We start from the raw sequence: 21395 nt of genomic DNA, 5'->3' as shown, positions 1-21395 counted from the left end.
TCTCAACCACAACCCCCAGGATGTTATTAAACGTCATTATACGTGCCCGACAATCAAAGGCGGTAGCCCTCTCCTCGCTTTCTCTGCTACACCTGTTTTTGTTGCTAAAAGCCTCTAAAATGGCTCTGATTGTTGTCAGCAAATAAGATCAGAATGAATGTTTTAGTCGTTTATGCCCACCCGAACCCGGAAAGCTACAATGGAGCACTGTTCAGAATGACCTGTGAACAGTTGACTCTGGCCGGGCACAATGTACACCCACTGGATCTTTATGAGATTGAATTTGAAGCTCGAATGTCCCGTGAAGAGAGACTGAACTACATGACCCGTAACAACACTGACGGGATCGAAAACCAGGTTGCCAAACTGAAATGGGCAGAAGCAGTGGTCTTTATCTACCCCACCTGGTGGATGGGCCCTCCGGCGATTTTAAAGGGCTGGCTTGACCGGGTCTGGCTACCCGGAGTTGTGGCAACCTATGGACCTAAAGGTCTGGAACCGGGCCTGACCCGTATTAAAAAGTTCCTGATCATTACTACCCAGGGGTCATCCCGCTGGCGGATGGCTCTGATAGGCAATCCGCCCAGAAAAATGTTCAGGCTCTCACTGAAAGTGGTATCCCGCTGCAAAGATATAAAGTGGCTGGCGCTTTACGGTATGGACAAAAAAACAGAGGAAGATCGAAAGCAGTTTATGAAAAAAGTCAGTAAGCACCTGCAAGGCTTCTGAAAAACGGGAGAGCAGCCTCTCCCCGTTTTAGTTAGTCGTCACTGAATGAGATGGTTGGCGCTTCGGGCTTCTCAGTATTTTTTAATGCCAGTTCCGCAGCCATCCGTTTAGCCATATCCCTGTAGATCATGGTGATCTGTGAGTCCGGCTCAGAAACCACAGTCGGCTCTCCTGCATCAGACTGTTCACGAATCATCATGGACAAAGGCAGTGCAGCCAGCAGATCAACACCAAACTGGTCAGCAATGCGGGTTCCTCCCCCTTCGCCGAAGAGATGCTCGGTGTGACCGCATTCAGAGCAGACATGCATAGCCATATTTTCAACCACACCCAGCACCGGGATATTGACCTTATTGAACATTTCGATGCCTTTTTTAGCATCGATCAACGCCAGATCCTGCGGTGTAGTCACAATAACACTGCCAGTGACGGGTACTTTCTGAGCCAGTGTCAGCTGGATGTCCCCGGTGCCCGGAGGCATATCGATAAACAGGTAATCAAGATCATTCCACAATGTCTGGGTCAACAGTTGCTGCAGAGCACCACTGACCATGGGACCGCGCCAGACCACCGGAGTATCTTCTGTCACCAGAAACGCCATGGACATGGCCTGAATGCCGTGAGCCTCAATGGGAATAAAGAACTTTTCATTTTTGACTTCCGGACGGGTACCATCAGGCAGGCCCAACAACATCCCGATACTGGGACCATAAATATCGGCATCCAGAACACCAACTCTGGCACCTTCTGCGGCCATCGCCAATGCCAGATTGACAGTGGTGGTCGACTTACCCACACCACCTTTTCCGGAAGCCACTGCAATAATGTTTTTGACACCGGACAGAGCTTCCAGCTCACCCTGAACCGGCGCACTGGACACACGCCAGCCGACAGAGACTCTGGCACTTTCAACACCGGGAAGGTTCTCGATCTTGGCAGCCAGTAACTGCTCAATGCCCCCCTTCAAGCCTTCTGCCGGGTAGCCCAGTTCGACCTTCAGGGTGACTTTGCCCGACTCAATGGAAAGCTCTTTGATACAACCTGCCGTGACCAGGTCCTGTTTCAGAAAAGGATCGTGATAGCCTTGAACAGCGGCTTCAACCGCAGCACGATCTGGGACACTCATGGGCGTCAGACTCCAACCGTTTGAATGGCAGATAGACTAATGATTTCGTTGTTATTCTGCCAGTAAAAAACGAATTTACTGACCATTGGACAGCGACTTTTTCAACTTCTCAAAAGCAGAGCGGCCCGAGTCAGGATCAATGCCCTGCTTTGCCATGGTTTTTCGCAGCGCCTGCTCAGCCTGCTCATCCGCAACCCTCACGGCTTCTTTCGAGCGACTGTCTTCAATACCTTTCATGATTGAAGCCTCAAGATCCTCACCATCAAGAACCCGGTTACAGAGTATGTTGTAATTTCGCTCAAAGATGGGAAAGGCGACTCTTTGCTCTTCACTTCGCAGGGTCATCCAGCCCGTTTCCCGTGCTGCCAGATAGACGGCAATGTGAGACCAACGAGAGTCGCGGCTCTGCTCAGGCGCATAGCAGGCTTCGTAATAAGCTTGCAGAGGCTTTTTCAAGCCCATCTCATCATGATGCAGCTTACAATGTTCGCGTATCTCGCTGAGATCAGGAAAAAATTTAGTGGTATCCAGAACTTTTTGACCAGCCCTGACAATCCTGGCAGGCTTGAATTCTCCGAGCCCCTGAATCCAGACTTTCTTCGCTTCTACCAATGAAGCATCGGTTGGGAAGGCTTTTTTAAACTTTAACGGGAAGGCGGCTTCCAGCATGGTAAACAGAGTATTAATGGCATACTTTGTCTGTTGAGCTCTTTGCAAGGTTTCACGACTGGTCGTCTGACTCGTCGAAGTCGAACTGGAGTCCATCTGCCCAGCTGGTGTCTGTAAGTTTTTCGACAGTTGATTTATGAGTTCGTTGCCCTTCTTCACTTTGACCCCGCTTCCACTGGTAGATCACATGGTTCTTGAACTTATTCTGCCAGGCTTTGCGAGCTTCACCGGTCTCCAGCCAGTAGAGCTTGAATTCCGGAAGTTGGGCAAGGGTAAAGTCTGCCGGAATACCGTGGTGCGCCTCAAGAAACTCTATGTAAACTGCATCAGGCGTAAAATCCTCAGGCAGAGGCTGAACCCTGGCGCCCTCCGCAAGCGTCTTCGACTGAGCGGCTGTCGCTCCAGTCGTCTGTCGGGCAAACACAGGATGTTCTTCTCCACGTTCCTGAGCAAAATCCTGAAATGGAGACCTGTCTCCGGAAGCCCACTCTCTTCGCAGTTTTTGCTTCTGGCGTTCTTCGTCAGTCATGAATTTAACAATACCTGCCTTCCCGGCTTCGGTCTACCGGTTGTAATAATGGAACAGCCCTGCGCTGTCAGATAAGGCCAAAGGCGAAGACGCCAGCCAGAGACAGGATCATTCCTCCGTTAAGGAGGCAGAAACCTGTCTTAAGATTTTGTGCTGAGTAAATCCCTTCGGGAGCCTGAAGCCAGGCCGGACAGAACCCATTTACTCCCGGAATTTGTCCCATACCTGTAACGGGAAGCCGGTTATTTTAACGCCAGTAAAGCCGGATTGAATAGCGGTATTTTTACTTTCTTCGGGCGGTTTCACCCAGACCAGACCTGTCATGCGCTGGCGACTTTTCCTTTGTAGCTTTTAAGTGATCTTACTTTTTTCACAGGGACAAAAATTTCATCTGAACACGAGATAAATTTCAGTGGCTATTGATTTAAAGTAAGCTGTGTTGCCAAAATAACCCTCTTCAAGGCCTCTCATAGCAGCACTTTGTTCTGCTTCGCTGAGGTAGCCCCACACATCACCGATTTTTAAATCGGTACCCGATCAAGATTTTTTGGTCGTTCGGTTAACTCCTTGCAAGCACTATTGTCGGTTGCATCGTATGCTACTCGAATTGGAGATAAAAACAGGCACCTATTGACATATCACCCACTAACACCTAGTTTTGCCCTAACACGCCCGCCATGCCTCTCGACGAAGCACACTCTGGCCTTTCAGCAGCCATTGATTCGAAGTAGGCTGTTCTGCTTCAAACAGACCATCTTTAATGCGGGTTTTTTTTGTCTTTCAGTAACCATTGATTCTAAGTAAGCTGTTCTGCCGATAGGTGGGCACGCTACAAAAACACTCAATTTCAACTTTCAGTAGCCATTGATTCGAAGTAAGCTGTTCTGCCGTGTAACCCCACCAGATGGGAGTGAGGCTTTTTTCTTTCAGTAGCCATTGATTCGAAGTAAGCTGTTCTGCGTTCGGCCTGTTGTTGGTTTAAATGACGAGCGTTCGCTTTCAGTAGCCATTGATTCGAAGTAAGCTGTTCTGCAGAATAAACCGGGCTTTGCCCTTCGGAACCCCAGAGCTTTCAGTAGCCATTGATTCGAAGTAAGCTGTTCTGCCTACGGGTGCAGGCTGCTGGCCCGGTGAATAATCCTTTCAGTAGCCATTGATTCGAAGTAAGCTGTTCTGCAAAGCGACTGACGGCATGGCTCCGGAGGGTAGGGCTTTCAGTAGCCATTGATTCGAAGTAAGCTGTTCTGCCGCAAAAACCAAACAACTCCTGAACGGATATTGACTTTCAGTAGCCATTGATTCGAAGTAAGCTGTTCTGCACTGCTGGCAGATTGTGAAGCGCTGGAAAAATCAACTTTCAGTAGCCATTGATTCGAAGTAAGCTGCTCTGCTCAGCCACACCAACAACCAGACGGCCTTCAATAACTTTCAGTAGCCATTGATTCGAAGTAAGCTGTTCTGCCACTTCAGATAATCCAATGTCGAACAGTGGGGACACTTTCAGTAGCCATTGATTCGAAGTAAGCTGTTCTGCCTAAATTGGGAGCTTTCTCAAGCCCCGTCCTTTACTTTCAGTAGCCATTGATTCGAAGTAAGCTGTTCTGCCCAGGACAATGGGTTAGTAACCGTGCTCCCTGGGTGAACTTTCAGTAGCCATTGATTCGAAGTAAGCTGTTCTGCTTTTTTTTTGTCTGCTGCCTGGCTGCCATCGCTCTTTCAGTAGCCATTGATTCGAAGTAAGCTGTTCTGCTGTCGGTGCCTGGCCATGCACAGCTCTGGACCTCTGGGATAGAACCATTGATTCGAAGTAAGCTGTTCTGCTGTCGGTGCCTGGTGAAAGCGTCCAAGAGATCAAACTTTCAGTAGCCATTGATTCGAAGTAAGCTGTTCTGCTACTCAAGGACACTGATGACAGGGCTTTCTACGGCTTTCAGTAGCCATTGATTCGAAGTAAGCTGTTCTGCACCGGAGATGATTCAACTGACGGTACAGCCACTGCTTTCAGTAGCCATTGATTCGAAGTAAGCTGTTCTGCGGGAAGACCTGAAAACCCTCATGAGCGAATTGGGATCTTTCAGTAGCCATTGATTCGAAGTAAGCTGTTCTGCAGTCTCAACCGGTCAGATTTCAGGTAATCCTGGAACTTTCAGTAGCCATTGATTCGAAGTAAGCTGTTCTGCAACCGGGTACGATGATAGTAACATATGCAGACGGGACTTTCAGTAGCCATTGATTCGAAGTAAGCTGTTCTGCACCTAGACAGCAATAAACCCATTCGCGTTGTAGAGGCTTTCAGTAGCCATTGATTCGAAGTAAGCTGTTCTGCTCATACTTCTGGTTCTGAGTTTGACGCAGATGTACCTTTCAGTAGCCATTGATTCGAAGTAAGCTGTTCTGCTCCTCACATAACCAATTGATTTTTATTGGTATAATCGAGGCAGAACGAATATTTTTTTCGAAAGTACCCAGCCTGCATAAAAAGGCTGTCTTTTTTCGAAAAAACGAGTAAGCTGAAACTAGCTCGAATCATATGCTCTGAAATCATAGAAAATCGCGATATGCGAACCAGCTCTCTGGATTGCCCATGCTGGTGTTTAATACCATTAATCTCGGTCGTTGCAATAGTGCAGGTATTCGCACGAAGTGCACTGAACGTCAGCCTTTGCGGGACTGTGGGGTAGGCTTACTCTACTGAGGCTCGTGTTTATTTCATCAACCTTCATTTTAACTTCATTTCTTAGCGATAACGTCAGCTCGTAGTAGTGTGCTTTCGCTTTTCTTCCTGTGGATACAAAAAAAGCTGGGCATTTTCGCCCGTAACTATTCTCTGCCGCCATACCATAAGCTGCTGCTTGTAAAACCTGCCCTTTGGTTGGCTTTCCTTCACCCAGTTTGAATTCTACGATATGTACTGTTTCATCGTTTAGAAGAACCAGATCAATGCGACCATGCATAGCTGGCTCGAAGGATTGTACAGCCTGATCAAATAGCTGCTCAGCGTTTTCGATACCGTAACGGCTAAGCTTTCTGCGGCGAGACAAAAAGTCTTGACGGTTGTGAAATTGCTGACCCTGAGCCACCCACATCGGTCGCAGCGGCTCCAGAGCTGCCACTTCCTGAAACCATGGAATACGGGGGCAAAACTGATATTGTCGTAAGTGTCTTATGGGTAAGCTAGAGTATGTCATAGTTCAGTGGCTCGTGAATATCTGCTGGTACTGTGCCAACAAAGTGAGTGAGTTGATCAGTCAGGTTGGCTCGAATCAAAAAAGCTCTGTCGCTTTCTTCTATAAGCTCCTCGAGGACTCTCATAGCAGCACTTTGCTCTGCCTTGCTGAGATAGCCCCACATCACCGATTTTTGAATCGGTACCAGACCAAGATCTTTTAGTCGGTCGGTGAGTTCTTTGCGCGCCTTATTATCTGATACATCGTACGCTGCTAGCATTTGTGTTCTTATTGACATAGCTACCATTTGAAAAGGAAAGGTTTATAGGCTCTTTCTCCAGCAAACTCCCCGGCAAGCAGGTAGACCTGACGCTGAAGAATGGACTCCAGTGAGACTTTCCGTTTTTTATAAAGATGTTTTTTTCGAAAAGTTTCGTGGATAGAGGCGGCTAATTTCCGCTTTATTGCTGCATCCAGTCCTTTTTTATCACTGCATTGTTCTCTGAGTTTGATGACATTGCGATCCACAACCCAGGGACGGTACTCTTCCATAAGGTCGAGTATCAGGCAGGGCTTTCCAGCACGCTCTGTGTGCAGGACACCAGCAAAAGACTCAAGACCTGCATTGATCACGCAATGCCAGATATAGGAAGACAGAATGGCGTAGCCGTAATTGAGCATACTATTGCCAACATCTTGTGCATTACGACCAGTTCTACCAGGAAATGATGCCGGTAAAAGAGCGCAGTCCCTTAATGTTTGCCAGTAGCTTCTAGCTGCAAATCCTTCATGCCCAAGCAGAGTGCTACGCCATTCGCCAGCCTTGGGTAAGTGCATTTTTTTTACATTATCGCTGCTGATGGCCAGCTCCTGACACGCATCCTCCAGTCTTTGTTTGTGATCAGGACGCCTGGCACTGTATTTACCAAAATACTTCAATACTGCCCGCTGGTTTCGAATTTTACCGACAATAAACTGCTGACCCATATGAAGCTGATTTGCCGACTGTGCCAGATATTCAAACTGTTTTTGCCGCACCCGAACCACCGCATGTTGCTGGGATCCCTGAAGGCACACAATACCTCTTGGTCGCCAGTCCATGACAAACAACTTGATCCCACGGAGGGCACATGCGGTAATCATATTGCTGGACAGACTGACGCCGGATTTTGCCACAGTGATAGTCTTTACTCGACTCAGCGGATATTCCTGTATGCACCGGCCTTTCTCACTGACCGTAAGGCGGGCACCGGTGATGCCCAACGCCTGCCCATAGTCGGATACCGTTATATGCATTCTGGCACTCCCTGCTCATAAGCAATCTGGAGGACAGGCTTCATGTTGTCATTAGCGATGTACTCAAAGACAATAGTTTTACCCAAGCGGAGTATTTGAGCATTGCCTTTGTCTTTGCGTGGGAGCGGGATTAAATCGTGTTTAAATATATCCCAGTTGATCAGCTGCTTGTGGGGTAGAGAGGGTTGCAACTCCCAGCTGTATTTGAGATCAGCATTGTTTTCCTTGTTGTACCAATTCAGAAGACTGGATTCCGTTAGGGTTACTCTTGTACGGATACGGTCTTTACTGCCGGGGGCACAGGAAACGCTCATTATTCCATCTGGCAATGGTAGGTCTTTAGGCACTATCAATTCTCTCCAATCATCAAAAAAGGTAATATCGTCAGCTCTCTTGTTTAATGATCGGTCTAAACTGGTGAGATCTTGACTGTTACTGAAATGTGGTAGTTCAACAACTTGATCCCATTGGGTCTTACCCTGATTTTTAGCAAAACCAGCTGCTCCAAAACTATCTACAGCAAGTTGCTGCCAGACAGTGCGACCATCCAATGATGTTCTTCTTACCCGATAGCTGCCACCAGCAGCCTTGATTGGCAGAGAATAAATCTTCCTTACTTTTTTGTGCTGGTGTGCCGTTTCTTGTTGTGTCTCAGGGAAAAGGCGCTGCCCCATATTGCGCCAATAATTTGATGTCAACTCTCGTTTTTTTCCTAAATTGTCGGCGATATCCTGATCGTTACACACTTTTTCCCACTCTTTGTAGCAGGGAAGTGTGAGCTTATGTTTTTCTACCTTGGCTATGGTCGCGGGCAGCTCTGCATTTATTTGAAAGAATTTTCCAGCCAGTACGTCGTCCCTTTTTCTGAAGCATTTGTTTTTACTGTCATAGAGATGAACCTCCAGTTTTTTCTTCTGCGTCACATACATCATTTTTTCCAATGCTGTACAGTGCAGCTCAAATTCTGCCTGCTGGCCGTTTTTGTGTAAAAAAGCAAAGGCAGTGGGTCGGTCAATGTAAGCAGTAACCATATCATTATCACTGAGTTGGGCTTGCAGTTCGTCCAGATTAAGTGGCAATTCAGTATTGTGACTGCGTAAACAGGGATGGAGCAGGGCATAGAGTTGTTCTGCCCCCTTAAGTACTTTGACGCTATTTTCCGGGGTAAAGCCGAGGCGAAGCCGGTCTGAAAAAACCAGCAGGGGGATGAATCGCTCTGCATACAGACCAGCTTTGAACAACCGTGAGCTGGCAAGATCATCTTTCCGGTACAGCGGTTTTTTGCGCAACACCCGAATATCAATGCTCTCTGGAAGCAAACTGTTCAACCATTCTGCCTGTTTCTCGCTGCTTACCGGGGCTATTTTCAGCGCCCTGGCAACAGAAGACTCCATAAGAAGGCTACCACTGACCAGTGCTGCATCAATCGCATGACTGGCGATAGGCTGCGGTGATGCTTTGGCCAGCTCAGGGTGTTGCGATGCCAAAATACCTCGACAGAGCTGTACTGATTCCACCGGTACTTTTACCAGCTCAAAACGCACACGGTTACCCTGAACTTTGCGAATGTAGTGCATGATTCGCTTGGCAAGCCACGCCTGGGTACCGTTGACTCTGGCCTTTCGTTGTCCGGCCAGCAGTTGCAATAGTTCATCTCTAAAGCCGGGAATAAACAACCCATGTCGAATGGCTTGTTGCTCCTCTGCCGTCAGGGTGTGAAAGCTGATAAGTTCTTTTCTGTCGATAAAAGGTTGCGCTTTCTTCCGGATTGTCGCTTCAATTGCCTTAATATCTGAGGTACCAAAGATATTTTCCAAATAGTTGGATGACAGCTCAGACAGTGTATAGGTTGTGTCGCCTTTTTTCTGGTTACCGGTACTACTGACAAACAGCAAGTTGGCTTCGCTGTTGAACACCGTTCCCATGCGCTTTTGAGTATATGAACGGGGGATAATATGATCGTACTCCCCATACCGGCCAAGAGAGTGACCGGTGTAGGCACAGATACCCTGTGAGGCTTCACGAATCCGCTGTTCTTTATCCCTGAAGCGCGCCAGCTCCGACTCACCTCCTTTTTGAGCATCTTTCTTCTTTTTTTTATTGCGTTTGATTGTGTAGAGATCTTCCGCAAACTGGAAACGATTTTCTTCTAAAAGAATAGGGACAACCAGAGAACAATTGTCTGGGGAGCTTTCAGCAATTTGTCGGTTTTTCTCATTAGCGATGGCATAGGCCTGCTTTTCCAGAATACGACCCAACATGCCATCAAAGGGGCGAATACTGTCACTGCTGAGTAGGCAGGCTCTGGCACAGTCTTTGCCGTCCTGATTAACGGTTTTCATCCGCCAGAGATTTTCTTCAGCCGTTGGTTGTGATGAATGGCTGAAACCGGAAGGATCGCTCTCCAGCAGGTTATAAATCTGTGCCAGCTGGAAAATATTACTAAAACGTCGTGCATTTTCCGGAGAGAGGTTCAATTTATCCGTAATGAAATCAGCTACGGTACCTGCCGTATCTGCCAGTTTTAACAGGTCTTTTCCATGCTTGGGCAGTTTTGTTTCCGTCAGTCCGCTCTCAATCCTGTCTCGCAATGATTGAAATTGCAGTAAATGGGTTTTGAGCCTGTTGCCGTGGTCTTTTTGTAATTCGGATGCAAGTTTGCACCAGCCCTTGATAGACCGACCGTTAAACTTTCCACCTCCTATACCCCAAGCGGATTTGAGGTTATCAATTTTTTGCTCTGCCTTGTCACCTAAGTCGCTGCCAATGATTCGCCCCAAGAGTTTAGGGAGCTGGTTGGCTTTTCGTTGAGGTGTACGATTGAGACTCAGTAGCAAATTATTGTCATCTTCTGGCGACCAGAGCCCTTTTCGGGCATCAGCAATTTGCTGATAGTAAGGGCGAGCAATCTTACTGAGAAATGGCTCAGCGTGCTGCGACAGGTGAAGCAGAAGTTCGTCCATGGCAGCTTTGAGTTTATTACCTTTTTCTGGTTTACCGGTGCTGAGGGCTCTGATCTGATAAGGATCCCAATCTCTGCTTCGATCCAGAATCCGCATAAGCAAAATACCGTCTTTATCAAGAGCGGCATCAAGACGGGCAACGGTCTCCGCATGGGGTTCATCAAGCTCAGGTTGATGTCGAAGGATACGCTCCACAATTATACGCCAGCGAGGATAAGCTCGATCTAGCGCGCTCGCTGAAAAATAAAGCGTCTTGTCTTTTGGTGGTCGACGGTTGTTTTGATCTTCGTAGGGTGGGATAGTCAGCAGTGGATCAATGGTTAGCATTAAGTTAATGACTGACTGCTGAGTTTTTCGGAGCTTCAGCAGTTTTTGCCAGTTAGCTTTGGTTTGCTGATCACAGTGCCAGTTTTTTATCGAGCGCCAGAATTGCTTGCTAAATCTTTCTTCATCCCAGTAATCACCTTTTTTGCTTTTGCTGAAAGAAGAGTCATTAAAGTAACGACGCAATGTACTCAGTTTTAAATTACTGACGTGGCCAATCAGCTTAGAAAATTCATCCACAGAAAGTGGTGTTTGACTAAATATTTCTTTTAATTTTCCGTCTTTTTCAAGACAAATATCGCTGGCAATATTTTGCAGGTAATCTCGACGGTGCAGGTGCCCCTCTTCATGAGCATTAATCCGGGTTTTCAGAAACTCGCACATGTATTTGTGTGCGCTTTCAATTATTTTTTTATCATCTCGCCACTCAGCCGGAAGCCCTTTAGAGAAGTCTCTGGTCTTACCCAGTCGCTCTATAGCCTCGTGGATGGCAGATGAATCTTCCGCAGTCCGTTGTAACCATTCTTCAATATCATTGTATCCCGCTAACTCAGGAATAATATGCTCAAAAGCGGATGGGGAGCAGGCAGGAGGTTTGGACAGTGATTCATCATCAAATCGATTGAAACCACGACGGTTCAGTAGTCCAAATAAAAACTCTCTGTCTTTTTCTGACCATGTGTATGGATTGACTGCATAGATGTCCTTGAGAATAGTCAGCAGTAATCGCTTAGCCAGTTTGCGTCGGTCGTAGTTCCGCCCCTGATGCCTTACCTGAGTTCTACCCTGTTGGGAAAGCTGGAAGTTGTCATCATCAAGCAAGAGCACATAACCACTGTTCAGAGGAGAGTTACGAGGATCTTCGCCCTGATGGTAATGCATGGTATGTACGCCGGTATATTTGGCACCCAAATCAATGGCAATGGGTGAAATTATTGTTGTCATTACTATTCAGGCTCCCGTGGCCAGGCATTTAGACAGAAAATGATCTGCCCTACCGGTCAAAATAATAATCTATTTCCCAAAAACTCAGGTAATCATAATAAAGCCAGTAGGTCAGGACATAGGTAAAGGAAAGTTCACCCAAGTCTTAGCCTAAGCGACAGAAATTATCGTATACTGCCCACCTTTACCCTCTTTCAACTTTCCAGCAACACAGTACTCGAATGAGCCAACGTAAAATACTTGTCACCAGTGCCCTGCCCTATGCCAATGGTCCTCTGCATATGGGACACCTGGTGGAATACATTCAAACCGATATCTGGGTTCGTTTTCAGAAGCTGTTCGGCAACCAATGCACTTACGTCTGCGCCGACGATGCCCATGGCACCGCCATCAGCCTGCATGCTGAAAAGCAGGGCATTTCGCCAGAAGAGTCTGTCGCCCTGATCAACAAAGAGCGCATTCGTGACTTTGGTGATTTCCTGGTGGAGTTTGATAATTACCACTCCACCCACTCTGAAGAAAATCGCAAACTGTCTGAAGCCATTTACCTGAAGCTGAAGGAAAATGGCCATATCGCCAGCTGCAACATCACACAGGCGTATGACCCTGAGAAGCAGATGTTTCTGGCGGATCGTTATATCAAGGGGGAATGTCCAAAGTGCGGGGCAGACGACCAGTACGGTGATAACTGTGAAAAATGTGGCGCCACCTATTCTCCCACCGACCTGAAAAATCCCAGGTCGGCTATTTCCGGTGCGGTTCCGGTAGAAAAAGAGAGTGAGCACTTTTTCTTCAGACTTTCAGATTTTGATGGCTTCCTGAAAGAGTGGACCCGTTCCGGCACCATTTCCGACGAGATTGCCAACAAGTTGGCCGAGTGGCTGGACGCTGGCCTGCAGGACTGGGATATTTCCCGCGACGCGCCTTACTTCGGCTTCGAAATTCCCGGTGAGCCCGGTAAATACTTCTACGTCTGGCTGGACGCTCCCATCGGCTATATGGCGTCTTTCGAGAACCTGTGCCAGAAAAGAGACGACCTGAACTTTGACGATTACTGGAAAAAAGACAGTGACTGTGAAGTGCATCACTTCATCGGCAAGGACATTGTCAACTTCCATTGCCTGTTCTGGCCTGCCATGCTGGAAGGTACGGGTTATCGCACACCGACCTCCGTCAATGTTCATGGTTACCTGACAGTGAACGGCGAAAAAATGTCCAAGTCCCGTGGCACCTTTATTACCGCCCGGACTTATCTGGAGCACCTGGACCCGGAGTATCTGCGTTATTATTACGCCGCCAAACTGTCCAGTCGCATCGATGACCTGGACCTGAACACAGAAGACCTGGTTCAGCGGGTAAACTCTGACCTGGTCGGCAAAGTGGTTAACATTGCCAGTCGTAACGCCGGCTTTATCAAGAAGCGTTTTACTGGAAAATTGTCTACCAACAACATGATCCCGGAGCTGACAGCCGACTTCCAGAAGACCGGAGAGCGCATCGCAGAACTCTATGAAGGCCGTGAATTCGGCAAAGCCATGCGTGAAATCATGGCTCTGGCTGACAAAGCCAATGCCTGGATTGACGAAGTGAAGCCCTGGGTTGTTGCTAAAGAAGAAGGCAAGGATCAGGAACTGCACGACATCTGTTCAGCCGGTATTAACCTGTTCCGTTTGCTGATGATCTACCTGAAGCCGGTTCTGCCTGCTATGGCGACCAGGGCAGAAGCCTTCCTGAACATAGAGCCTCTGCGCTGGACCGACAGCCAGACCCTGCTTCTGGATCACGGGGTGAACAAGTTCAAGCCTCTGATGACCCGTGTCGAGTTGAATAAAGTCGAAGCCATGATTGAAGCCAGCAAAGAGGTACTTGCCAAAATGTCTGAGCAAAAACCTGCTGAAACCTCTGCCTGCAACGAATGGCTGGAAAAAGAGCCTGTGGCTGAGCAGATTACTTTCGATGACTTTGCCAGGGTGGATCTGCGTATTGCCAAAATTGTCAATGCCGAGCTGGTAGAAGGCGCTGGTAAACTACTGCGATTAACTCTGGATATTGGCGAAGCAGAGCCTCGCAACGTATTCGCCGGCATAAAGTCTGCCTATGCCCCGGAAGCCCTGACCGGCAAGTATACGGTTATGGTCGCCAACCTGGCACCTCGTAAAATGAAGTTTGGCGTGAGTGAAGGGATGGTTCTGGCCGCCGGCCCCGGCGGTAAAGATCTCTGGATTCTTGAGCCCCATGAAGGTGCTCAACCCGGAATGCGTGTCATGTAATCCACTCAATCATACCCTGTTAAAACCCTCCCCCTCCCCACCGAGCTGATTCGGTGGGAATTCTCATAAGGAGTATCGCTTGCTTTTTTCTGACCTGGCTCTGCACGAACGGCTGCAAAAAGCCCTGACTGAAAGAAATTTCAGCGAGGCCACCCCCGTCCAGGTGGCAGTGATTCCCAGAGTGCTGGATGGCAAAGATCTGCTGGTCAGCTCCGAAACCGGCAGTGGCAAGACGGCGGCATTCCTGCTGCCTGCCCTGAATCATTTCGAGAACACTCCAGCCCCCCGCTCCAGCACCCGAATGCTGATTCTGGTGCCCACCCGGGAGCTGGCCCGACAGATTCTGAAAGAGACGGAAGCCCTGGCCCGTTTTACCCAGATCAAAGCCGGACTGATTACCGGTGGCGACCCGTTTCGTCACCAGGTCAATACATTGAGAAAGAATCCGGAAATTCTGATCGCCACGCCGGGCCGTCTGCTTGAGCACATGGAGAACAACAATACCGACTTTAATGATCTGGAATACCTGATTCTGGATGAGGCTGACCGCATGCTGGATTTTGGTTTCAGTCCAGACATCCTGAAAATTGCCTCTGAATGTCGTCAGGATCGACAAACCATGCTGTTCTCTGCCACCCTGCAACAAAAAGGGATGGGTGTACTGATTGACTTGGTTTTGCGAGAACCTGAAACCCTGACCTTAAATACGGCCAGAGAAAAGCATGAGAACATCCATCAGCAGGTCGTACTGAGCGATGATCAAAAGCATAAGGAAAAGCTGACTCGCTGGCTGTTGGAAAACGAGCCTTTCGAGAAAGCCATTGTTTTCACCAATACCCGTAACCTGGCTGACCAGCTGTGCGGTTTCCTTCGCTACAGTGACCTGAAAGCCGGTGTTCTGCATGGTGAGATGGATCACCAGGAACGAAAAAAGATGATGGCCATGCTGGCTTCAGGCCAGATCAATATTCTGGTGGCTACCGATGTCGCAGCCAGAGGTCTGGATATCAAAGGGATTGAGCTGGTCATTAATTTCGATATGGCTCGCAATGGCGATGACTATGTTCACCGCGTCGGCCGCACTGGACGAGCCGGTGAAAAAGGTCTGGCCATCTCCCTGATTGGCCCCAACGAATGGAACCTGATGTCAGGCATAGAGCGTTATCTGAAAACACGCTTTGAAAAACGCTCAATCAAGGAGCTGAGAGGCAGCTGGAAAGGCCCTAAAAAGCTGAAGGCTTCGGGAAAAGCCGCCGGCAGCAAGAAAAAGAAGGTCTCCGACAAGACTAATGCTGGAAAAACACGGCAGCGCAACAAAAAGAACCTGGGTAAGCGCCGTAAACCCGCCAGCCAGGACACCACTGAATCGGTTGATGCCGGTTTTGAGCCTTTAAAACGCAAGAAAAACTAATCCTTCCTGAACCGTTATGAGAGCGGGTTTTCTCAGACTTTAGTCTGGAAAAAACCGCTTTAACCTCAACAAATCCCTTCCTACTGAGAACTTAACTGCACATTTCTTGTCCAATAACAATATAAGCCATTAAAAAATTGGAGGAAGGGAATGAAAAATCTAATAAAAATTAAGCTATTCAGCGTGCTTGTTTGCCTGGCCAGCTTCGTCAATGCCGGAAACTTATGTAACCTGCCCTCAGGGAACTACTCGGGAATGTCTAAAGTTACGCTTGATCGCTCGACCGACAAGGTGGAACAGTTTCAAGTGGAACTGAAAATCGGCTCCGACAATAACAGCTTCGGCTATATCAAGCTGTATGAGCTGGATATGGACTCTTCAGGCACACTCCATCATAACCTGATCAAAAATGAGTATTTCACGTTGAGTGGTTGCAGCTCTGGCGCAACTTTCAAGCTGAAAGGCCCTGAGATCGAGGGTTTTCTCAAGGTGATGAACATTAATCAGAGCCTGGGAGAAATCACCATCACAGGGGCTATCAATACTTATGAAGAAGGTCTTTATGGCGTGGCTCAATGGCTCTATGACAGTGCCGGATCAATGATTGGATCCGAAGGTAAGTACGAGATAGATTTTCGCAGACTGCCCTTGCGCCTGCGCAAGCAGATCTGAGTTGCACTCCCGCTCCAGTGAGAGCGGGTAAACCCCAATGCACAACGCCAAAGACTGCTGTACAATCCTCTGCCCATTTCATGTCTTAGAGGTCTGCAGATCAAAATGACTGATTTTTCATCCCTTGGTTTGTGTAAACCTCTCCTTCAGGCAGTCACCGAACAGGGTTATAAAAAAGCCTCCCCGATTCAGGCCAAAGCTATTCCTATGGTTCTGACCGGCCGCGATGTCATGGCATCCGCCCAGACCGGAACGGGCAAAACAGCTGGCTTCACCTTGCCGCTGCTGCACCGTCTGTCAGAAATGCGGACGCTCAAGAACCATCCTGTTCGCGCCCTGATCCTGGTACCTACCCGCGAGCTGGCTATTCAGGTTGGCGAAAGCGTCGTTCGCTATGGTTCAAACCTCTCTCTTCGCTCAGCAGTCGCATACGGCGGTGTTGATATAGAGCCCCAGGTGGCAGCGCTTCAGGCTGGAGTGGATGTGCTGACGGCAACACCGGGGCGACTGCTGGACCTGATCCGAAAACAACATGTGACCCTGGACCACCTGAAAATCCTGGTTCTGGATGAAGCCGACAGAATGTTGGACCTCGGCTTTAAAAATGAGCTGGATCAGATTCTTGAGGTTCTGCCCGCCAAACGTCAGAATCTGCTTTTCTCTGCAACCTTCTCCAAGCAGATCAAGGCGCTGGCCCATGAGTTCCAGCGTCATCCGGTCAAAATTGAAATAGAGAATCCAAACTCTGCTGCCAGCACAGTCAAACAGTCGGTCTATCCTGTGGATCAGCAGGATAAACCGGAAATCCTCAGCTATATCATTGAAGGTGGCAAGTGGGAGCAGGTTCTGGTTTTCGTGCGCACCAAAAAAGCCGCCGAAAAAGTTGCAGACCTGCTCGCTGACGAAGGTATCAGCGCCACGGCACTGCACAGTGACAAGAGCCAGCCTGTTCGCAGCAGAACGCTGGTTGAGTTTCAGGCGGGTGCTTACCGGGTTCTGGTAGCCACTGATGTTGCTTCCAGAGGGCTGGATATGGATCAGTTGCCACTGGTGGTAAACTACGACCTGCCTAAAGTGCCGCAGGATTATGTGCACCGTATTGGTCGAACCGGTCGTGCTGGCAGCCCGGGGCGAGCGATCTCCCTGATGAACCCGGAAGAGAAAAAACTGCTGGAAGCCATTCGTAAGCTCATTAACAAGCCCCTGAACGTTGAGCCAGTGCCTTATTTTGAGGACGGTGTTAAGGTTACTTTGAGTGACGAGGCGCCCTCCAAAAAGTCTGGCAAGCCGCGCTCAACTTCAGCTCATCCGGGAAAAAAGCCTGCTGGTAATAAAAACAGGCCAGCATTCAAATCAGGCTCCGGCAACACTCGAAAAAAACCTTCCCAATCTGGCAGACCGGTCAAAGGTCGCAGATAATCAGGAAAACCGGCTCCATTGAGCCTCATGACAGCCCCTTATCCATGAGGGGCTTTTCTACCGCCACAGCCCCAGTCACAGGTTATCGCTATGGAAGATGTCATTGATGAACTCCGGGAAGGTGCCGTCGAGGTACCTACACCATTGGAGCTTCCTGACGAAGATGAGATTATCGAAGCTGAAGAGCAGCTACTGCTTCCGATTCCTTCCGACTTCCGGGAGTTTCTGCTGCAAGTCAGTGACCTTGTTTTTGGCTCCATGGAACCCGTTACCATTAAAGACCCCTGCTCTCACACCTACCTGCCTGAAGTTGCGGCCATCGCCTGGGACCAGGGAATGCCCAGAGATCTGCTGCCGCTCTGTGAGCATAATGGCGACTTTTATTGCGTGTCTGCGGAAGGTGAAGTAGGCCTTTGGACAGCAGGCGACCTCTCGGAAACCACCTGGCCTTCGGTCTGGCACTGGGCTAAAGATGTCTGGCTGCAAAGCTAGTTTATGTAATAAAACCAGACCAACCAACAGAGTGTGTGTGAGTATTAACTGCACTGGCAGCCGGTGCTTTCTCTTTGCTATCCTTATCGGCTGGTCTGATTCCTGACCAGAAAGTTAGTCGTCTTTCGCCTGAAGGAGGCTGTAACACACCGCACCGGATTTACGCTCCGGCCAGCAACAGGACCCTATATGTCAATCGTCGTTTGTGCGCTCTATAAATTTGTTACTCTGGATAACTTTGAAACCATTAAGCCTGAACTTCTGAAAGTCATGGAGGGCCATGGCGTTCATGGCACTCTGCTGCTTGCCCGGGAAGGTATTAATGGCACCGTTGCCGGTACCCGAAATGCCATAGACCAGCTCCTGGTCTGGCTGAAAAGCGACCCCCGTCTCGCTGAAATTGAGTATAAGTTATCCTACACCGAGGCGATGCCTTTCAAACGTACCAAGGTCAAACTCAAGAAAGAGATCGTCACCATGGGTGTGGAAGGTATTGATCCCAACCATGTTGTCGGAACCTATGTCGATGCCAAGTCATGGAACGATTTGATCAATGATCCGGAGGTTCTGGTGGTTGATACCCGCAACGATTATGAAGTCCAGGTAGGCACCTTCAAAAATGCGATCAATCCCAACACCGAGACCTTCAGGGAGTTTCCTGAATACGTCAGGGATCACCTCAACCCCGGGCAACACAAGAAAATTGCCATGTTCTGCACTGGTGGCATTCGCTGCGAAAAGTCGACGGCCTATCTGAAAGAACAGGGTTTTGAAGAGGTCTACCACCTGAAAGGCGGGATTCTCAAATACCTGGAAGAAATACCCCAGGAAGAATCCACCTGGGAAGGCGAATGCTTTGTTTTTGATGATCGTGTCACCGTCAATCATCAGCTTGAAAAAGGTCAGTACGATCAATGCAACGCTTGTCGTCTTCCTATAACCGTTCAGGACCAGCTCAGCGAACACTTTGAACAGGGCGTCAGTTGCCCTCACTGCTATGACAGGCACACACCGGATCAGAAGCAACGTTTCCGTGAACGTGAACACCAGATTCAGCTGGCAAGACGACGTGGAGAAGCTCACCTCGGAGGTGAGGTCGGCAATACCGTTTTGAATCGAAGAAAAGCCAAACAGGCTTTTCGTGAACAACAACGCGCTCTGGCAGCCACAAAGCAGTAATACCAATCAAACTTTCTAACTCCCAATTGCGCTGAAGATTTGAGCCTTAATCCTGCGTTGGCGATCGTCGCCATAGCCAAGGCTCAAATCTCCATGCTCACAAGAAATACCAGCCACCTCCCAACAGCATCACAAACAGGATGGCCCATCGATCTGCATCATGCCCCTGCGTCAAGGGATGCTCAACGGCCCTTTTAAAAACACACTTATCTTCTTGATCTATCCTTCCTATCGGTAAACCAGAGCAAGGATAGAATTATTAAATACTTACTCTTTACAGCACTGCTATTACTGTCATTGTCTGTCGTCTTTCAGGCCGAGCCGTCGGGAAGAGATTTTATTGTCAGGCCTGCACAGAATACAGATAATCCAAACCCGTGCTTTTCTATAAAACGAGACCGAACGGTCCGGCCAGGCAGCCATTTTTTTTGGGTACCTGACGAAGTGGTTGTCGGATTTGCGATCACTACTGTGCTATTTAACTCTGGGCATGACCCATCACAATACCGGTCATCAACATCATCATCCGGCCAACAAACCTCACCAGCCACCAGCCACTCCGGGGGCTCTTTTACCAGCCCACTGAACACTGATAATGACGACGGTAACGGAGACCCTCAACAACACCTGCATACTTTCGATTTAAACTGTTATACCTCTCCCTGCCATGGCCTTTGTCAACGGCGACCATTACCCGACAGCACCGAGCCAGGGCAATGGCTGCCGAATTTTGAAGAGAGTTGGACAGACCAGACAGAAGCAACACACGAACAAGACTCATACTCCCATTTAGCCGATGACTGTTTTATTTGTATGGGTCATCTTGAGTTTCCAGAGGCCCAACTCCCTCAATACAATGCGCCTATCGAAACACTGGCCGAACCGGGCATTCAGCCCCAGGGGACTTCTTGCCTTTCTGCCACCGCTGATGGTTTTGCTGTCATTAATGACTCGTTCACTGTCCCGGGCCCTCCCGAAGCGGTCGGGATTTCCATTGCTCTTACCCAGAGAGGCACGTTACAAGCCCGGAAAGAGGATAAAACCAGACAAAAAACCTGCGACGCACCCCTGGTCGGGGCGGATGGCCACACGAAAGCCCTGTCAAATCACAAAAGGAAAGATGACACCGAAGCTCAAACCTGTCCTGAGTGCCAGAAGACCCTGTCAGACGCGAAGGCCCTTTCGAGTCACAAAAGGCAATATCATAGTGGAGAGAAAACCTGTTCTAAGTGTCTAAAGACCTTGCGCAACACTCAAGCCCTGTGGGATCACAGAAAAAAAAATCACAGCGGAGTAAAAACCTGCCCCCAGTGCCAGAAGACCCTGCCAAACACGAAAGCCCTGTGGATTCACAAAAGAAAAGATCACACCGGAGTGCAAACCTGCCCTGACTGCCAGAGGACCCTGTCAAACACTCAATCCCTCGCGGATCACAAAAGTCACTATCACACCGGAGTGCAAACCTGCCCTCTGTGTCAGAAGGCCCTGCCAAACTCGAGAGCCCTGTCGGTTCACAAAAAAAAAGATCACACCGGAGTGCAAACCTGCCCTGAGTGCCAGAAGACTTTGCCAAACGCGAAAGCCCTATCGTACCATAAAAGAAAAGATCACAGCCGAGTGCGAATCTGCCCTGAGTGCCAGAAGCCCCTGCGAAACGCTCAAGCCCTGTTGGATCATAAAAGAAAAGATCACAGCGGAGTGCAAACCTGCCCTGAATGCCAGAAGACCCTGCCAAATGCTCAAGCCTTGTCGTATCACAAAAAATGTCATACTGGAGTGCAAACCTGCCCTGAGTGCCAGAAGACCCTGCCAAATGCAAAAGCCCTGTCGAATCACAAAAGCAAAGTACACACCGGAGTGCAAACCTGCCCTGAGTGCCAGAAGACCCTGCCAAACGCGAAAGCTCTGACGTATCACAAAAGTCAACACCGGAAACGAAAGCTTGATGACTCAAAGTCAAGTGATTGATTTGTGCTTGTCATTGGATCACCTAAACACAACCAGAATGACCCATCGGTCTGCATCATGCCCCTGCGTTAAGGTATGCTCAACGGCCTTTTTAAAAACACACTTATCTTCTTGATCTATCCTTCCTATCTGTAAACCAGAGCAAGGATAGAATTATTAAATACTTACTCTTTACAGCACTGCTATTACTGTCATTGTCTGTCTTCTTTCTTGCCGAGCCGTCGGAAAGAGATTTT

15 protein-coding genes, 1 pseudogene and 2 CRISPR repeat arrays are annotated in these 21395 nt (G+C 48.7%); of the genes and pseudogenes, 8 read left to right on the top strand and 8 right to left on the bottom strand.

The features are described 5' to 3' along the window. The first annotated feature begins 153 nt into the window (after nucleotides 1–153). The gene (locus ACO6VG_RS13735) at nucleotides 154–729 is read left to right on the top strand and encodes an NAD(P)H-dependent oxidoreductase (protein WP_422132828.1); all 576 of its coding nucleotides are present in this window, start codon (nucleotides 154–156) and stop codon (nucleotides 727–729) included. A gap of 31 nt (nucleotides 730–760) precedes the next feature. Here the strand turns inward: ACO6VG_RS13735 and apbC are convergent, their stop codons facing one another. The 8 genes from apbC to cas9 all read right to left on the bottom strand — a co-directional run bounded on the left by apbC (nucleotide 761) and on the right by cas9 (nucleotide 11748). Continuing rightward, nucleotides 761–1855 (bottom strand): iron-sulfur cluster carrier protein ApbC, encoded by a 1095-nt coding sequence (apbC, locus tag ACO6VG_RS13730; protein WP_422137389.1) that lies wholly within the window; start codon nucleotides 1853–1855, stop codon nucleotides 761–763. A 75-nt stretch (nucleotides 1856–1930) separates the two neighbouring features. Then, a complete protein-coding gene (locus ACO6VG_RS13725) occupies nucleotides 1931–2620 on the bottom strand; it encodes a replication protein P (RefSeq protein WP_422132826.1) in 690 nt (229 codons plus the stop codon). Beyond that, on the bottom strand, nucleotides 2577–3053 hold the full coding sequence (locus tag ACO6VG_RS13720; RefSeq protein ID WP_422132825.1) for a DnaT-like ssDNA-binding domain-containing protein: 477 nt from the start codon (nucleotides 3051–3053) through the stop codon (nucleotides 2577–2579). Before ACO6VG_RS13720 ends, ACO6VG_RS13725 begins: the two co-directional genes overlap by 44 nt. A 201-nt stretch (nucleotides 3054–3254) precedes the next feature. Beyond that, nucleotides 3255–3377, bottom strand: coding sequence for a hypothetical protein (locus ACO6VG_RS13715; protein WP_422132824.1), 123 nt, complete (start codon nucleotides 3375–3377; stop codon nucleotides 3255–3257). Nucleotides 3378–3757: 380 nt separating this feature from the next. Further along, nucleotides 3758–4803: a CRISPR direct-repeat array (repeat unit 37 nt; unit sequence CTTTCAGTAGCCATTGATTCGAAGTAAGCTGTTCTGC). 105 nt (nucleotides 4804–4908) lie between these two features. Beyond that, a CRISPR array of direct repeats spans nucleotides 4909–5451; the repeat unit is 37 nt; unit sequence CTTTCAGTAGCCATTGATTCGAAGTAAGCTGTTCTGC. Between the two features lie 205 nt (nucleotides 5452–5656). Further along, nucleotides 5657–6241, bottom strand: coding sequence for a CRISPR-associated protein Cas4 (cas4, locus tag ACO6VG_RS13710; RefSeq protein WP_422408844.1), 585 nt, complete (start codon nucleotides 6239–6241; stop codon nucleotides 5657–5659). Further along, complete coding sequence (cas2, locus tag ACO6VG_RS13705) at nucleotides 6228–6500, bottom strand: CRISPR-associated endonuclease Cas2 (RefSeq protein ID WP_422408842.1); 273 nt, start codon at nucleotides 6498–6500, stop codon at nucleotides 6228–6230. The genes cas4 and cas2 overlap by 14 nt, the downstream gene beginning before the upstream one ends. A gap of 20 nt (nucleotides 6501–6520) precedes the next feature. Next, complete coding sequence (gene cas1, locus ACO6VG_RS13700; protein ID WP_422408840.1) at nucleotides 6521–7516, bottom strand: CRISPR-associated endonuclease Cas1; 996 nt, start codon at nucleotides 7514–7516, stop codon at nucleotides 6521–6523. Beyond that, entirely contained in the window at nucleotides 7507–11748 is a 4242-nt protein-coding gene (cas9, locus tag ACO6VG_RS13695; protein WP_422474353.1) for a type II-B CRISPR-associated RNA-guided endonuclease Cas9/Csx12, read from the bottom strand. Before cas9 ends, cas1 begins: the two co-directional genes overlap by 10 nt. A 215-nt stretch (nucleotides 11749–11963) precedes the next feature. On the opposite strand from cas9, the pseudogene metG reads away from it, so the two are divergent. From metG to ACO6VG_RS13660, 7 genes and pseudogenes are all read left to right on the top strand, one after another. Then, nucleotides 11964–14018 (top strand): annotated as a pseudogene (metG, locus tag ACO6VG_RS13690) (methionine--tRNA ligase); the annotation flags it as partial. Nucleotides 14019–14097: 79 nt separating this feature from the next. Then, complete coding sequence (locus tag ACO6VG_RS13685) at nucleotides 14098–15429, top strand: DEAD/DEAH box helicase (protein ID WP_422474351.1); 1332 nt, start codon at nucleotides 14098–14100, stop codon at nucleotides 15427–15429. A 150-nt stretch (nucleotides 15430–15579) separates the two neighbouring features. Then, the gene (locus ACO6VG_RS13680; RefSeq protein ID WP_422132822.1) at nucleotides 15580–16101 is read left to right on the top strand and encodes a hypothetical protein; all 522 of its coding nucleotides are present in this window, start codon (nucleotides 15580–15582) and stop codon (nucleotides 16099–16101) included. Between the two features lie 105 nt (nucleotides 16102–16206). Continuing rightward, nucleotides 16207–17520, top strand: coding sequence for a DEAD/DEAH box helicase (locus ACO6VG_RS13675; RefSeq protein WP_422132821.1), 1314 nt, complete (start codon nucleotides 16207–16209; stop codon nucleotides 17518–17520). A gap of 90 nt (nucleotides 17521–17610) precedes the next feature. Continuing rightward, nucleotides 17611–18012 (top strand): SMI1/KNR4 family protein, encoded by a 402-nt coding sequence (locus ACO6VG_RS13670; protein WP_422132820.1) that lies wholly within the window; start codon nucleotides 17611–17613, stop codon nucleotides 18010–18012. Between the two features lie 189 nt (nucleotides 18013–18201). Beyond that, the gene (locus tag ACO6VG_RS13665; protein ID WP_422132819.1) at nucleotides 18202–19191 is read left to right on the top strand and encodes a rhodanese-related sulfurtransferase; all 990 of its coding nucleotides are present in this window, start codon (nucleotides 18202–18204) and stop codon (nucleotides 19189–19191) included. Nucleotides 19192–19488: 297 nt separating this feature from the next. After that, nucleotides 19489–21159 (top strand): C2H2-type zinc finger protein, encoded by a 1671-nt coding sequence (locus tag ACO6VG_RS13660; protein WP_422474349.1) that lies wholly within the window; start codon nucleotides 19489–19491, stop codon nucleotides 21157–21159. Nucleotides 21160–21395: the final 236 nt, after the last annotated feature.

The sequence above is a fragment of the Endozoicomonas sp. ALB032 genome, from assembly GCF_049310125.1.
Lineage (GTDB): Bacteria > Pseudomonadota > Gammaproteobacteria > Pseudomonadales > Endozoicomonadaceae > Endozoicomonas_A.
The sequence above is the reverse complement of the archived record's forward strand: the minus strand, read 5'-3'. Positions and strand labels throughout refer to the sequence as shown.